The sequence below is a fragment of the Salinivibrio sp. MA351 genome, from assembly GCF_001996065.1.
GTDB classification, from domain to species: Bacteria; Pseudomonadota; Gammaproteobacteria; order Enterobacterales; family Vibrionaceae; genus Salinivibrio; species Salinivibrio costicola.
In genome coordinates this window covers 99,626-115,612 of sequence record NZ_MUFG01000001.1, presented here as the reverse complement: position 1 = coordinate 115,612, position 15,987 = coordinate 99,626, and the positions used below count along the sequence as shown (strand labels likewise).

Here is a 15,987-nt window from a genome sequence, read left to right as displayed (position 1 = left end):
GAGTAATATGTCTGTTTATCACATTTTTGCCTATTAGGTAGGAGCAACAGACTATGGCGAGCCTTGAAGCCGCGCTAGCAGAACTAAAACGTGGCGTTGATGAAGTAATCCCGGAAGACGAGCTGGTGGCAAAGCTGAAAGAGGATCGTCCTCTTCGCATTAAGCTCGGTGCGGACCCTACTGCGCCGGATATCCACCTCGGTCACACAGTGATCTTAAATAAGCTCCGAGCTTTTCAAGCGCTTGGCCATGAAGTGATTTTTTTGATTGGCGATTATACCGGCATGGTTGGCGACCCGAGTGGTAAAAACACGACGCGCCCGCCATTGACACGTGAGCAGGTACTGGCAAACGCAGAAACCTACAAAGAGCAGGTCTTTAAAATTTTAGACCCTGCTAAAACACGTATTGAGTTTAACTCTAAATGGCTGGGCGAATTAGGCACGGATGGCATGATTCGTCTCGCGGCGAGCTCAACCGTGGCGCGTATGCTCGAGCGTGATGACTTTAAAAAGCGTTATACCAGTAACCAAGCGATAGCTATTCATGAGTTTATCTACCCACTCTTGCAAGGCCACGATTCAGTCGCGTTGGAAGCGGACGTTGAGCTGGGCGGGACCGACCAAAAGTTTAACTTGTTAATGGGGCGTGAGCTGCAAAAGCAAGCGGGACAAAAGCCGCAAGTCGTGATGACGATGCCGCTACTAGTCGGGCTTGATGGTGTTAAAAAGATGTCTAAATCGGCCCATAACTACATCGGCGTCAGCGAACGTCCAGATGATATGTTTGGTAAAATCATGTCGATTTCTGACGATCTCATGTGGGATTACTATGAGCTGTTGTCATTCCGCCCTCTTGAGGAAGTGGCTCAGTTTAAGCAAGATGTTCAAGCGGGTAAAAACCCTCGTGATATTAAGATCTTGCTGGCGAAAGAAATCATTGCCCGTTTCCATTCAGACGCCGATGCTGACGCGGCCGAGCAAACTTTTATCAATCGTTTCCAAAAAGGGGCGATGCCAGATGAGATGCCAAGCTTTACCTTTGAGCAAGGTATTGCGATTGGTAATTTGCTAAAAGAGGCGGGACTGGTAAATTCCACTTCAGACGCGCTGCGTATGATCCGCCAAGGTGCGGTGAAAATTGACGGCGAAAAAGTGGAAGACACTAAGCTGGTGCCAGCAGCGGGTGAAGCCGTATATCAAGTGGGTAAGCGTAAGTTTGCGCGTGTGACGTTAAGCTAGAGATCCCCTAAAAGGGGACTCTACGTAACGTATAAAGGCATGACTAGCTGATAACAAAAAGCCCTCGCGTGATTCGCGAGGGCTTTTCTCATGATTTACTGACTAGGTATGCCAAACGCCTTTTAGTGCACGTACCATGTGTTGACCAAGGTAAAACGCCGTTTGTAGGCAGGCTTCGCTAAGTTGGGCATCGTCTGGAGTGTGTGCAGTCACCCCAAGGCTTGTGCCACTTGGGTTAATGTTTTCTACCCCGATATTGGCACGGCCTAGGCTTAGCCACAGCATGTCATGCTGGCTGGCTAAGGTTTGGAAATACTGCAGTGTCTGGGGCTGATCGCCACCTGGGTAGGTGCCTACGGTAAAGCCTGCCGCGTACTTTCCTCGCCAATCTTGTGTTTCCCAGCTTGGGCTGGACGCATCGGCAAAGGCTTTAAATTGTGCGCTTGGCCCACCCATGTAGGTGGGAGCACCAAAGATGATCGCGTCGACCTCTTTGAGTTTTTCAAACAGCTTATCATCGATAAAGCGTCCGTTTTCTATCATTTCTGATGTAATGCGATACACCACTGGCTCGGCATCGCCGGCATGAATGCCTTCTGCGATGGTGGTGGCGAGTGCATGCGTGTGTTCATCTTCAGAGTGATAAATGATGGCAATGCTGATCATAGAGGCTCCTTTATTAGGCTGTTCTCCATGACATTAGGGTGTGCTGCCTAGATTTCAACCACCATTTGCCATATATCACGACACCTTAACACTAATGGCTATCACTATTTATCGAGCGCAAACGGCGGTAAAGATAAATGCCAGCGAATGGCCGCTAAACGGATCAGTAAGGTGGTGAGCATACCGGCGAGCGATGCCGTGACTGTGTCTGGACTCACTTCGATAGCAAGAGTATGGACAATGCCGCCAGCAATACAGGCCGTTGCATACACTTCCGTTCTCAGCACCATAGGCACTTCCCGCGCGAGCACATCACGAATAATGCCACCGCCACAGGCCGTTATGACCCCCATGATCACCGCGACAAGTGGCGATGCACCATAGCTTAGGGCTTTATCCACCCCAATGCCGACAAAGACCGCTAAACCAATCGCATCCGCGCAAGGCAGTACGTACCAAGGTAGACGGCGCGGATGGCGGATCAGCAGCATGGTCGCCACGCATGTGGCTAATATCACCCAAATATAAAGCGTATCGGTAATCCAAAAGGCTGGTGTGGCGCCCATGGCCATATCTCTGACGGTGCCTCCTCCAATGGCGGTGGCACAGGCCAACACCACCACGCCAAAGGGGTCCATTCTTAAGCGACCGGCGACTAACACCCCTGAAATAGCAAAAACGGCGGTGCCAAATAAATCGAATAAATACAGAATCATGGTTTGTGTCATGCTAGGTCCTATTGCGCGTGACGGACTTTATCGAGGGCGGTACAAATTTGCTCTGCGGCATTCAATGCGCGTGGTGTGGCGCGGGTTAACCAGTCAGGATTCAGTGGCCAGGTAAAACGTTGCGCGTGTTCGGGCACTAATTCAGCCATCGATTGCCAAGATTCTGGCAATGTCGCACCGGTGTAGAACACCGTTTGTGGTAAGCGAGTGATCACCTGTTCCATATTCACTTGCGGATAGGCGGCTGGGCTTTCGGCGAAAATATTTTCCCCGCCGCATAAGCGAAATAACTGACTCGGCCAAGCACGATCACTGGCGGTCATTAAAGGCGTATCGCTGAGTAGATAAAAATAGCGTACAGATGGTGCGTTCTGATAACGCGCTTTGAGCTGTGCGAGCTTTTTATCAAAGGCTTTTGCGTTGCGTGTGGCGATATCAGACGTCTTACTGTAGCGGCCTAACTCGCGAATAAACTGGCCAATGTCGCTAAGCTGGTTGGGGTTAAGGTAACGAATCTCAAATCCCATCTTAGCGAGAGTTTCTAGCGGTTTAGGCGGATTGCCGCCACGCCAAGCTAAAATTAAATCAGGCTTTAGGGCGATAATGCGCTCTAACTTTATCCCGCGGTAATTGGCCACGCGTTCAAGAGACTTTGCTTGCTCTGGGTAATCACTATAGGCGCTGGCTGCGACTAGATGAGGACCAAGTCCTGCGGCATAGGCGAGCTCAGTCGCATGAGGAGCAAGACTGATCACTCGAGGTGACGTGGCATAAGCGCTGAAAGCCAGTCCCCAAAGCGAGATGAGAAACACAGGTCTACATACCAAAAGCAGCACGAGGCGGGCGCGAAAACGAGGCATCAATCCGAGTCCTTAAAGAATAAGAAGCAAAGAGCTTAACGCAAGCCAAATTAAAACACTGTGTTTTAATTTTAAACGCAAAAGCAATAGGTGGTAACACGCCGGGGTGACCCCGTAGCCAATTTTGGTTCTGAGGGTTTTCGTGCCTTGATAGATAGCCGGGCCACCGAGAGATAATTGAAAGCGGCTTCCCGCACAGGCGAGTAGCCAACCCGGTCCTGGCGTGCGCCAACGACGGCCTTGTTGCCAGCAAGCTTTGAGATGCGTCCATGGCGTACGCCCTAGCGCCAACACGAGCGCAAACAGCGACATTGGAATGGTGTCGACCAGGTTGAGTAATCGTGCGGTTGCAAGGCCGAATGGATAATAGGCTAGTCGGCTGGGTGACCAGACGCGATGGAGATGAACCACACTGGTATATAAAAGGGCACCGACGCCACCGGCAAGCGCATAGTAAAAGATCACACAGGCGCCATGCCGAGCCGTGCCGAGGATCAGCGTTTCGGCGCCGGCTTTACCGATGCCGATCAATGACAAGGACTCAGTGTCTCGGTTTACCTGTGTCGCAAGTAATGCACGCGAGGTACCTTTATCATGCTCATCAATGGCCTGCGCGAGTGCGTGTCCAAATTGGTCAATCGGTCGCCACGCTAATGCGAGCCAAAGCAAAATCCCATCAAAGAGTGGACGTGACCAGACGAGCTCACGAGCGGCAATCAATAAAATAGCCAAGGTGCCGCACATCAAGGCCAAGGCGAGGCCACCCGCGAGTTTGCGTTGCTGTTTAGGATCGTTATCTTTATTGACTTGGCTCGCCAGCAATACGGCATACTGCTGCCAATATTGAAAAGGAGAGTGCTGGGTTGAGAGCGGCAGTAACCAGTGGATCAGCACCGCCAGCCACAGCGCCCATAAGCTTCCGTGGTTGGCGGCGAACAGTATCCATTGTTGCGGGTTAAGCAAAGCATCCATGATCGTGGTCGGGTTAGTCGTTAATCATCGTCACCATTTTTTCGACCATGGCGGAGGAGCTTTTTGCTGCCAGAGGCAAGAATTCTTCAAAAGACATGGGTGACTCTTTTTCTGCGACCACGTCAGAAATAGCACGTACTACCACAAAAGGTGTTTTGAACTGGGCACAAACTTGCGCAATGGCAGCCGCTTCCATTTCTGCGGCAACGGCTTGGGGGAAGTGAGTGTGGATATGTTGACGATGTGCGTCAGTGTGGACGAAGGTATCTGCGGTACAAATGAGTCCGCGAACCACATGAGTATCAGCGTCGACCGCTTTCTCAGCTAATTGCATTAAGGCTTCATCCGATTCAAATACTGCCGGCTGCTGTGGCACCTGCCCCATTTGATAGCCAAATGCGGTTGCGTCCGCATCGTGATAACCAACCTGAGAAGACACAACGACGTCTCCGACATTGAGCGAGGGCTCAAAAGCACCCGCAGAGCCGGTATTGATCACCCAATCAGGCTGGTGCTGTGAAAGCAACAAGCTGGTGCCAATGGCCGCCGCTACTTTACCAATCCCCGACTGCAACAAAACAATATCATGGCCGTGTAAGGTGCCGGAGTAGAAGGTGCAACCGCCCTCATGGTGCGTCGTTAGGCTGGTTAGCTTGTCGCGCAGTAGAGTGACTTCTTGCTCCATTGCGCCAATAATGCCGATTTTCATGGTTATAATCCTGTTCGCGCGTTAATGCCGTTAGTGTACATTAGACAAAAAAAAAGTGCCTCCTTTGAGGCACTTCTGATGCTGTCGTTGATCTTAACGCGTTTAAACTTCAAGGTAATCCATGATCCCCTCCGCCGCTTTACGGCCTTCATCGATAGCCGTGACCACTAAGTCGGATCCTCGTACTGCATCCCCGCCGGCGAAGATCCGCGGATTCGTGGTTTGGTATAAGATCTCACCGTTGGCAGGCGCCTGAATCCGTCCTCGTTCGTCTAGTGCGACATCGTAAGGTTCCAACCATTCCATTGCATGAGGCTGAAAACCAAAAGCCATGATCACCGCGTCAGCTTCCAGTATGTGTTCACTGCCTTCAATCGGCTCAGGACGACGGCGGCCGGCGGCATCCGGGGCTCCCAATTGGGTTTTCACAACGGTGACGCCGCGGACATTGCCGTTATCGTCCACTTCAATGCCAAGCGGTTGCAGGTTGAACATAAAGTTGACGCCCTCTTCACGCGCATTTTTAACTTCTCGACGTGAACCCGGCATGTTTTCTTCGTCACGGCGATAAGCACAGGTGACGCTAGCGGCTTGTTGGCGAATCGAGGTACGCACACAGTCCATAGCCGTATCCCCGCCACCGAGGACCACAACGCGTTTCCCTGCCATATCGATAAAGTCGGGCGCATGATCCAGATCCATCACTTTATAGGTGTTGGAGACTAAAAAGGGTAGGGCATCAAAGACACCGGGCGCATCTTCATTCGCGAGCCCGGCACGCATGTATTGATAGGTTCCCACACCTAAGAATACCGCGTCGTAGTCATCCACGAGGGTTTGCATCTCAATATCTTTGCCGACTTCGGTGTTGAGGCGGAACTCTACACCCATCTCGGTAAAGACGCGCTGACGATGACGCATGACATCCTTTTCTAATTTAAAGGAAGGAATGCCAAAGGTAAGCAAACCACCGATCTCAGGATAACGATCAAAGACGACGGGTTTAACGCCATTGCGTACTAACACATCGGCGCATGCCAGACCAGCAGGCCCTGCGCCAATCACGGCCACTTTTTTATCGGTCCACTCGACATGTGACATATCAGGCTTCCAGCCCATTTCAAAGGCTTTATCGGTAATGTATTTTTCGACATTACCGATAGTCACCGCACCAAAATCGTCGTTGAGAGTGCAGTCACCTTCGCACAGACGATCTTGCGGACAGACTCGGCCGCAGACTTCTGGCAAGCTGTTAGTTTGATGTGACAGTTCTACCGCTTCAATAATCCGCCCTTGGTTGGCAAGCTCCAGCCATTGCGGAATGTAGTTGTGTACTGGGCACTTCCATTCGCAATACGGGTTGCCACAATCGAGGCAACGATCTGCTTGGGCCGATACTTCCTTCTCGGTGAAAGGCTCATAGATCTCAACGAACTCAATCTTGCGCGTTTCAATCGCTTTTTTGCGCGGATCAATGCGCTGGACATCAATAAACTGATAGATGTTCTGGCTCATGGGTCCCTCCTTTTATTGCGCCTGAACGCGCAACTCGGTCGCGCTACGACTTTGATGGCCTAATAAAGTATTCACATCCGCCGCTTTGGGTTTGACCAAATAGAAGCGATGCACCCAATGATCAAACTCATCCAGTAGCTGTTTTGCACGATCCGAGCCAGTGAGCTCAAAATGCTGAGCAATTAAGCCACGTAAATGCTCTTGGTGGATCGTGAGAGCTTCCAGTGAGAGTGCCTCGACCAATTCAGCATTGATATGGGCATGGAAGTCGCCCTCTTCATCCAGCACATAAGCAAAGCCGCCTGTCATTCCAGCGCCAAAGTTGACACCGGTGCGCCCTAGAATTGCCACAATACCGCCTGTCATGTATTCACATGCGTTATCGCCTGCGCCTTCCACAATGGCATGGACGCCTGAGTTGCGTACCGCAAAGCGCTCTCCCGCTTTACCCGCAGCAAAGAGCTTGCCGCCCGTTGCACCATACAGGCAGGTGTTACCCATAATGGTGGATTCATGGCTGGCAAACGCCGATCCAACCGGTGGACGGATGACAATCTGTCCGCCACTCATGCCTTTACCGACATAATCGTTGGCATCACCGATGAGGGTAATGTTGACTCCAGCGGCATTCCATACCCCTAGAGACTGGCCTGCGGTGCCTTGCAGTTGAATATCGAGCGGATTGGCTGCCATTCCGGCATTGCCATAGCGTTTGGCGATGACGCCTGACAAGCTAGCACCGACTGAGCGGTCGGTATTACGGACCGAGCGGTAAATACTCGCGCTACGATTCGCCTCAATCGCATCACTCAGTTCACTCAGCAGAGTCTGGTTCAGCGCCGCTTTATCGAATGGCGTATTCGGCTCACTGCAATATAAGGTTTTTCCCGGCCAAGGCGTTGGCGCCTCAAGGATATGGCTTAAATCCAGTTTCAACTGTTTGGCGGTAAAGCCTTCAACTGCCTCTAATAAGTCGGTACGGCCAATCAGATCGGTGAGTTTCTCGACCCCGAGCTCAGCGAGCAGTTCGCGCACCTCTTCACCCAGGCCTTTGAAGAAATTCATCACCTGTTCGGGGAGGCCTTTAAAGTGATCGCGACGCAAGGTTTCATCCTGGGTTGCCACACCGGTCGCGCAATTGTTGAGATGGCAAATTCGCAGATATTTACAACCGAGTGCCACCATGGGGGCGGTACCAAAGCCGAAACTTTCTGCGCCTAAAATCGCCGCTTTAATAATGTCGAGACCGGTTTTCAAGCCGCCATCAACTTGCAGGCGAATTTTGTGGCGTAAGCCATTTTCCACCAAAGCTTGCTGGGTTTCGGCTAGGCCGAGCTCCCAAGGGCTACCTGCATACTTCACCGATGTCAGCGGGCTGGCACCGGTACCGCCATCGTAACCCGAAATGGTAATCAGATCGGCATAGGCTTTCGCGACGCCAGTGGCAATGGTGCCAACACCTGGTTCCGAGACCAGCTTAACCGAGACCAGTGCCTGCGGATTCACTTGTTTTAAGTCGAAGATCAGCTGCGCTAAATCTTCAATTGAGTAAATATCATGATGAGGCGGCGGCGAAATCAGGGTGACTCCAGGCACGGAAAAGCGTAGTTTCGCGATCTCTGCGGTCACTTTATGCCCTGGCAGCTGCCCGCCTTCACCCGGTTTCGCACCTTGCGCGACCTTGATTTGCAGCACGTCGGCATTAGTTAAGTAGTGCGGGGTGACGCCAAAGCGGCCCGAGGCAATTTGTTTGATCCGAGAATTACGCTCGCTATTGAAGCGACGTGGATCTTCACCGCCTTCTCCAGAGTTGGAGTGACCGCCTAGACGGTTCATGGCAATGGCGAGAGCTTCATGGGCTTCTGGACTTAAAGCGCCAATTGACATAGCGGCTGAATCAAAGCGTTTAAACAGCTCGGTCGCGGGTTCTACGCGCTCGAGTGCAAGCGGCGTTTGTGCTTTTTTCAAGCGCATTAAGTCACGCAAGGTCGCGACCGGACGTTCATTGACCGTGTTGGCGTAGGTTTTGTAATCCATGGTTTCACCCGAGCGGACCGCGCTTTGCAAGTTGGTCACTACATCGGGGTTATAAGCATGGTACTCACCGTCATGCACATATTTGAGCAAGCCACCGTGCTCAAGCGGTTTGCGTTTAATCCACGCGCGACGGGCAAGGTTGATGAGGTCTTGTTGGAAATCGTCAAAATTTGCCCCTTGAATCCGACTCGCGACGCCTTTAAAGCAAAGTTCAATGACATCGTCATGCAGACCTACGGCTTCAAACAGTTGCGAGCAGCGGTAAGACGCAATGGTCGAGATCCCCATTTTCGACATGATTTTGTAAAGGCCTTTATTGATGCCATTACGGAAGTTAACCATGACGTCACGATAAGGTTGGTTGACCGCACCAATATCGACCAAATTAGCCAAAGTTTCGTAGGCTAAATAGGGATAAACCGCGGTGGCGCCAAAACCGAGTAACACCGCAAACTGATGGGCATCACGAGCGCTACCGGTTTCGATGATGATGTTGGCATCACAGCGCAGGTTCTTGCTGACCAAACGTTTTTGCACTGCACCGACGGCCATGGCGGCTGGGATTGGGAGCGTGTCTTTATGAATACTGCGATCGGACAGCACGACCAAGACGGTGCCATCGCGGACACAGCGCTCAGCTTGATCACAAAGGTCAAGGATCGCTTGGTGAAGATCTTTCTCGTTCGGGTTGTAGTTAATATCGAGAACCGTATTGCGGTAATAGGTGTCGTCCAGCTCGAGTAACTGGATCAGATCTGAAAACAGCAGTACGGGCGATTTAAAGGCAACCCGTTCGGCATGGCCATCGGTCTCGCAAAAGACGTTCATCTCGCGACCGATACAGGTCGCCAATGACATCACGTGATTTTCCCGTAACGGATCGATAGGTGGATTGGTGACCTGAGCAAATTTTTGCCGGAAATAGTCACTGACACAGCGCGGACGCGAAGAAAGCACCGCCATTGGTGTGTCATCGCCCATGGAGCCGGTCGCTTCTTGGCCGATATCACCCAAGACCTTGACTACCTGATCAATCTCTTCGTTCGACATGCCAAACAGCTTTTGATACGTCTTGAGCTGACCATCTTGCAAGTTGCGGCTGCCTTCACTGGTTTGTGGATCCAGATCTTCAAAAGGCGTCAGGCGACGGACATGTTGATCGAGCCATTCGCGATAGGGGTGGCGGCTTTTGAGCTCATTATCGATTTCACCCGAGTGCCAAATTTTCCCTTCTCGTGTATCAATGACCAGCAACTCGCCTGGCCCGACACGCCCTTTTTCCTCAACTTCATCCGGTGCGTAATCCCAGATGCCGACTTCAGATGCCAAGGTAATAAATTTATCTTTGGTGATTACATAACGCGCTGGACGCAGACCGTTTCGGTCAAGATTACAGGCCGCGTAGCGACCGTCTGACATCACGATGCCGGCTGGGCCATCCCAAGGCTCCATATGCATCGAATTAAAATCATAGAATGCGCGGAGCTCATCATCCATATCTGGATGATTTTGCCAAGCAGGCGGCACAAGCAGGCGCATGGCTCGGAACAAGTCCATACCACCGGCAAGAAAGACTTCCATCATGTTATCGAGGCTAGATGAGTCTGAACCGGATTCATTCACAAATGGCGCCGCTTGGTATAAATCTGGCAATAATGGCGAGTTAAACTTATACGCACGGGTCCGCGCCCACTGGCGGTTCCCTTCAATGGTGTTTATTTCACCATTGTGTGCGAGGTAGCGGAAAGGTTGGGCAAGCGGCCAGCGCGGCTGTGTATTGGTACTAAAACGCTGGTGGAACAAACAAATCGACGACTCAAGGCGAAGATCGGCCAAATCAGTGTAAAAGCGCGGCAGATCTGCCGGCATACACAGTCCTTTATAGACAATGGTTTGGGTCGACAAGCTGGTCACATAAAAATCTGCATCATCGGTGAGGGCCTTTTCGGCGCGACGACGTGCAATGTAAAGGCGACGTTCGAGATCGCGGGCTCGCCAGCCGGCTGGTCCATTGATAAAGACTTGCTCAATAACCGGTTGAGACTGTTTGGCGATATCTCCAAGTACGTCAGGATTGGTCGCTACCGTTCGCCATCCCACCACTGAAAGGGTTTCAGCGTTGATTTCTTGCTCGAAGCGTTGTTTGGCTTGTTGGGCTTTAGCTGGATCGGCGCTTAGAAAAATCATGCCGACCGCGTAAAGGCGGCTAAGCTTCCATTGATTTTGCTCAGCGATAAGGCGGAAAAAGCGGTCTGGCTTTTGCAGCAGCAATCCACAACCATCGCCTGTCTTACCGTCTGAGTTGATACCACCTCGGTGGGTCATGCGGTCAAGTGCAGCGATAGCGGTACGAACCAGTTTGTGGCTTGGCTCTCCCTCTTGGTGGGCAATAAGGCCAAAACCACAGTTATCTTTTTCCAGCATTGGGTTGTACAGCGACATTGCAATTCTCCCTTGCTACTGCGTGATGCGCAGTGATTGCATTTATTGTCGTGATCCTCCTGACCACTCTGAGCGGGCTTAGCCTTATGACTATGCTCCCGTTATGTTGTGATTTTTTAACGAGATTTGTCGGTTATTGGTTATTTAACTAGCTGTTTTTAAAAACAATAACCGAATCAAATAAGGGGAAAACACGACTCAGCGACCTTCCAAATTAACGGGAAACCCCGCAAAGGTCAAATTTTTGTATGCAACCTTTATGCATATACAAATGTAAAAAACGACGATTTAAGATTATGATTTAGCGTGATTTTAATGCGGATAATCAGGGAATAATAGCTATTCGCAATTATGCTTTTTAGTTAAATAATTATTAATAAAGGCAGAATTTGAGTAGATATTCTAATTTTAACAACAAACAGAGAAGGGTGCGTTTTATGCGTCCACTTTCATAGCGAAAATCACTACAGATTGATGTAATAAAATAACAGATGATATTTATAAAGCTGTGAACAGGATAATCACGCCCCCAATGTAATGTGTGGCAGAATACGACGCGAGTGAAAACTGGATAGAACACATTAGGGACTAGGGCACAGGAGCGGCATGGCGTTTTTTATTTTTTTGCTTGTTTTATTGGCCGGTGGCGTGCTGGGTTACGGATGGCGAGCGCGTCAAGAGACAGTGGCGCTATCTGACTGGCAGGTTTACATGGCCAGCTTGGAAACGCCGCATGCCATTGTGACTGCCGAACAGGGCGACATTTTATATGCCAATGCTGCATGCGTAGACACCTTTTCACTGGTCGATAGCCAACAGCAATTTAAAACCGCTACCCCGCGACAGCAGCAAGCCGTTCAGGCATTCATCCTAGCACAGCCTTGGCCGCAACCTTTTTCTCATGTTGATGCGAAAGTCCGAGCGCCGGGGGCGAATCGGGTGCGTATCAACGTGCAGTTATCGGGGTTACCGATTCGTTGTCGAGGAAAGCGAGCATGGGTTGTCTCCTTATCATCGACGGATCAGCGCACCCATTGGCAGCTTCATGAGCAAGAGCAAGGCGTACTCTTGAGCGTGATTAACTCGCTGGAGGAGTTGGTGTGCTTTCAAGATGTGGAAGGGAATGTGGTCGGTACCAATGCGGCATTTGATCGTTTTTGGCAAGGCCGTGAGCAAGAGGCCATTGTTTGGCAAGCGGATCAGCCGCTGACGCAGCCTCAAACTGAACGGACATGGGCGACACAACACAATGATGAAAGCTGTTTATTAGAGACCAATATTACCGCACTCAAAAATGATAAACAGGCAATCATTGGTACCTTGTGTATCAGCCACGATGTGACCAACTGGCACCAGATGCAAGAGCGATTACAAAAAGAAGCGCAACAGCGCCAATCCGTTGAGCAGGTCTTAGAGCAACGTAGTCATTTACTCAGTGCGATTTTTAAGTCGAGTATCGATCCGATTGGGATCTATGATCAAGACTACTATCACTTGGCTTGCAACCAAGCTTATGCTGATGCATTAGGCACTACGATTGAGGCGTTGGAAAACGCCCCTGCGCAGAAAGTGGTTGATCCTGATATCTTCGATCAACACCGACAGCGTGATCAACAAGTATTGGATACGGGTGAAACCATGACTTATGAGGATGTCATTCTTGGTCAGTCAGGCGAGCAAACCTGGTATGAGGTGGCAAAATCACGCATTCAAGATCCGGTGACGGGCGATCCTGCCATTTTGCTGATGGCACGGGATATTACCGAAAGAAAAGATACGCAACAGCAGCTTGCCGACGCCATTATGGCTTTGCAAGCACTCAGTTTTGTCGACAGCCTCACCCAAGTGGCGAATCGACGTAGTTTAGATGAACAGCTGAGCAAACTGTGGCGTTCACAAGCGCGTGAAGGCACGCCACTTGCCTTTATCCTCTGTGATATCGATCATTTTAAACTGTACAATGATCACTATGGTCATCAACAAGGTGACTGGGCGTTACAAAAAGTGGCAAACGCATTGACCTCAGCCGTTCACCGGCCGCTTGATGTGGTGGCGCGTTATGGCGGCGAAGAGTTTGCCATTGTATTGCCGCAAACCGAACTGAACGGCGCTATCCAGGTTGCCGAGACTGCACGCGAGCGGGTGCTATCGGCAGACATTGCCCATCATCAGGCAGTGATTACCGGTAAAATTACTATCAGCCTTGGCGTTGCTTGTGTGACACCCTCCGCGGATGGTGATTACGGTGATTTAATCCAGCAAGCGGATCGCGCTTTATATCAAGCTAAACGCAACGGTCGAAATCAAGTGAGTGTAGTGAAAGGCATGCCGACACCACACGGATCAAGCCCTCGACGCGCCTCGGTCGCCGAATCGACTTACCTAGAATCTAGCGGTTAATCATCCTTTATGAAACAACTTAAAGTCCTTGCACAATATTATGTCGATTTACTGGTTAAACTCGGGATTGTGCGCTTTAGCATGCTGCTCGCCTTAGCCTTAGTAGCGCTGGCGGTTGTGGTACAAGTGGGCATCACGCTGGTGCTTGAAGGCACGGTCCAGAATATCGACATTATTCGTTCTGTATTTTTTGGTCTGATCATCACTCCCTGGGCGGTCTATTTTTTGTCAGTGGTGGTGGATCAACTGGAAGAGTCTCGTCAACGTTTATCCAAGCTCGTCTCAAAACTTGAAGAAATGCGCGCGCGCGATATGCGTTTAAACCGTCAATTAACCGAGAACATTGAGCAGCTCAACTTAGAGATAGAAGAAAGAGAAAAAGCTGAGGAAGCGCGGCAACAGGCGATTAAAGATCTGGAAAATGAAGTTTATCAGCGTGAAAAAGCCCAGTTAGAATTGGCTGAGCAAACCGCGTTACTGCGATCATTTATCGATGCCTCGCCCGATTTAATTTATTACCGCAATGCCCAGGGCCAGTTTTCCGGTTGCAATCGCGCAATGGAAGAGCTCACCGGTTACGATGAGAAAACCCTAAAGGGCATGACGCCTTGGGATGTTTATCGTGAAGATATTGCTGAAAAAGTGGTTGAAACGGACCAGCAAGTTTTTGATGCCAATGTCTCGATTACCTATGAACAATGGCTGGAATATCAAGATGGTCGAAAAGCCTATTTTGAGTTGCGCAAAGTCCCTTTCTTTTCACGAGACGGGCGGCATCTAGGATTACTCGGCTTTGGACGCGAAATCACCGAGCGTAAGCGTTACCAAGACGCGCTAGAAAAAGCGAGTCGAGAAAAGACAGCGTTTATTTCGACCATTAGTCATGAACTTCGTACCCCGTTGAATGGCATTGTGGGGCTCAGTCAAATACTGCTCGACTCTCAATTAGACGATAAACAGCGTAATTACTTACGCACCATTTACGTTAGTGCCATCACGCTAGGTAACATTTTTAATGACATTATCGATTTAGATAAATCCGATCGAAAACGTTTGTCATTGCATCCTACCAGCATCGATCTGCGCGAGTTTGTGACCGAGATTGATAATATATCGACATTGATGGCGGAGCAAAAAGGTCTACGTTTTGAACTCGAGCGGGTCACAGACTTGCCCGAGTACGTTGCAGTGGATGCGACCCGTTTACGGCAAATTCTTTGGAACCTGGTGGGGAATGCGGTCAAGTTTACCAAGCAAGGTTGTGTGATTATCACGGTCAGTGCTGAGGTTGATCACGATACTGCTCATCTGTGTTTTGATGTTGAAGACAGTGGTATTGGGATCCCTGCGGATGAGCAAGATAAGATCTTTGCAATGTACTATCAGGTAAAACAAGCAGGTGAAAACCTACATGCCGTGGGCACTGGGATTGGCTTAGCCGTTTCGCGTAAACTGGCGCGTTTGATGGGTGGCGATATCAGCCTCGACAGTGAAGAAGGTCAAGGCAGTACGTTTACACTTACGGTGAGTGTGCCACTGAGTGAACCCAATGAAGAACAGATGCCTTCCCCTGCGCCGATAAACAATGCGTTACGTATTTTGCTTGTCGAAGACATTGAGCTGAATATCACCGTTGCCACCAGCTTGCTTGAAAGCCTGGGTCATGACGTCACCGTTGCTCGCGACGGGCAAGCCGCGCTTGATGCTTTTGTGCCTGGCGCGTTTGATCTCGTCTTACTCGACATTCAGTTACCGGATATGACCGGGTTTGATGTCGCCGCGACATGGCGACAGCATCACGCACATTTACCGCCCTTGGTTGCTCTGACGGCCAATGTGATCAACGATAAAAACAGCTACTTAACGCAAGGTATGGACGATGCTATCAGTAAACCCATTAGTGTCTCAGCCCTCAATCACGTGATTTCGCATCATGCTTTGGCCGGTGAGGCGGTATCCGCGCAGACTGCTGAATCAGAACCTCAGACGCAAGCGGCGCGGCCAGTGGCGAATGAGCAAGCTGAGCGCTTATTGGATATGGACATGCTCACCGGATACGTTGAGCTGGTGGGAATTAAGCCTGTACGCCAAAGTATCGAAATGTTTGAAGCAACCATGCCAGACTATATCGCGATCTTAGACTCGAACATGACCGCACGCGATCAAGACGGCATTGTTTCAGAAGCCCATAAAATTAAAGGCGCCGCGGGGTCGGTGGGGTTAAAACATATCCAAAAAGTCGCGCAAAAAGCTCAGTCGCCTGATTTACCGGCATGGTGGGAAAACATTGCTGATTGGATCGATGAAATAAAAGCGGGTTACCCGCACGATTTAGCGGTATTAAAGGCCTGGTTAGATGAGCAAAGCGACACTCACCGTTAACCTGATAAGATCAAAAAAAGGCGCCTTAGATTGGG

Annotated in this window: 10 protein-coding genes; 3 read left to right on the top strand and 7 right to left on the bottom strand. The window is 50.4% G+C overall.

The features are described from left to right. Nucleotides 1-53: 53 nt before the first annotated feature. Nucleotides 54-1,241, top strand: a complete 1,188-nt coding sequence (tyrS, locus tag BZG78_RS00525; protein WP_077660089.1) for a tyrosine--tRNA ligase — start codon at nt 54-56, stop codon at nt 1,239-1,241. Nucleotides 1,242-1,343: 102 nt separating this feature from the next. On the opposite strand, the gene BZG78_RS00520 is transcribed toward tyrS, so the two are convergent. From BZG78_RS00520 to gltB, 7 genes are all read right to left on the bottom strand, one after another. Beyond that, nucleotides 1,344-1,907, bottom strand: a complete 564-nt coding sequence (locus tag BZG78_RS00520; protein WP_021022142.1) for a flavodoxin family protein — start codon at nt 1,905-1,907, stop codon at nt 1,344-1,346. Nucleotides 1,908-2,011: 104 nt separating this feature from the next. Further along, nucleotides 2,012-2,623, bottom strand: a complete 612-nt coding sequence (locus tag BZG78_RS00515; protein ID WP_025744819.1) for a TRIC cation channel family protein — start codon at nt 2,621-2,623, stop codon at nt 2,012-2,014. A 20-nt stretch (nt 2,624-2,643) separates the two neighbouring features. Further along, on the bottom strand, nt 2,644-3,495 hold the full coding sequence (gene btuF, locus BZG78_RS00510; protein ID WP_021022140.1) for a vitamin B12 ABC transporter substrate-binding protein BtuF: 852 nt from the start codon (nt 3,493-3,495) through the stop codon (nt 2,644-2,646). 12 nt (nt 3,496-3,507) lie between these two features. Then, nucleotides 3,508-4,467 (bottom strand): cobalamin biosynthesis family protein, encoded by a 960-nt coding sequence (locus BZG78_RS00505; protein ID WP_077459818.1) that lies wholly within the window; start codon nt 4,465-4,467, stop codon nt 3,508-3,510. Between the two features lie 13 nt (nt 4,468-4,480). Next, on the bottom strand, nt 4,481-5,176 hold the full coding sequence (gene mtnN / locus BZG78_RS00500) for a 5'-methylthioadenosine/S-adenosylhomocysteine nucleosidase (RefSeq protein ID WP_077660088.1): 696 nt from the start codon (nt 5,174-5,176) through the stop codon (nt 4,481-4,483). Nucleotides 5,177-5,278: 102 nt separating this feature from the next. Beyond that, nucleotides 5,279-6,691 (bottom strand): FAD-dependent oxidoreductase, encoded by a 1,413-nt coding sequence (locus BZG78_RS00495; protein WP_077660087.1) that lies wholly within the window; start codon nt 6,689-6,691, stop codon nt 5,279-5,281. Between the two features lie 12 nt (nt 6,692-6,703). Then, the gene (gene gltB, locus BZG78_RS00490) at nt 6,704-11,170 is read right to left on the bottom strand and encodes a glutamate synthase large subunit (protein ID WP_077660086.1); all 4,467 of its coding nucleotides are present in this window, start codon (nt 11,168-11,170) and stop codon (nt 6,704-6,706) included. 606 nt (nt 11,171-11,776) lie between these two features. On the opposite strand from gltB, the gene BZG78_RS00485 reads away from it, so the two are divergent. Together BZG78_RS00485 and arcB are read left to right on the top strand one after the other, a co-directional pair. Then, nucleotides 11,777-13,570, top strand: coding sequence for a diguanylate cyclase (locus BZG78_RS00485; RefSeq protein WP_077660085.1), 1,794 nt, complete (start codon nt 11,777-11,779; stop codon nt 13,568-13,570). 9 nt (nt 13,571-13,579) lie between these two features. Next, nucleotides 13,580-15,952, top strand: a complete 2,373-nt coding sequence (gene arcB, locus BZG78_RS00480) for an aerobic respiration two-component sensor histidine kinase ArcB (RefSeq protein ID WP_077660084.1) — start codon at nt 13,580-13,582, stop codon at nt 15,950-15,952. Nucleotides 15,953-15,987 lie beyond the last annotated feature (35 nt).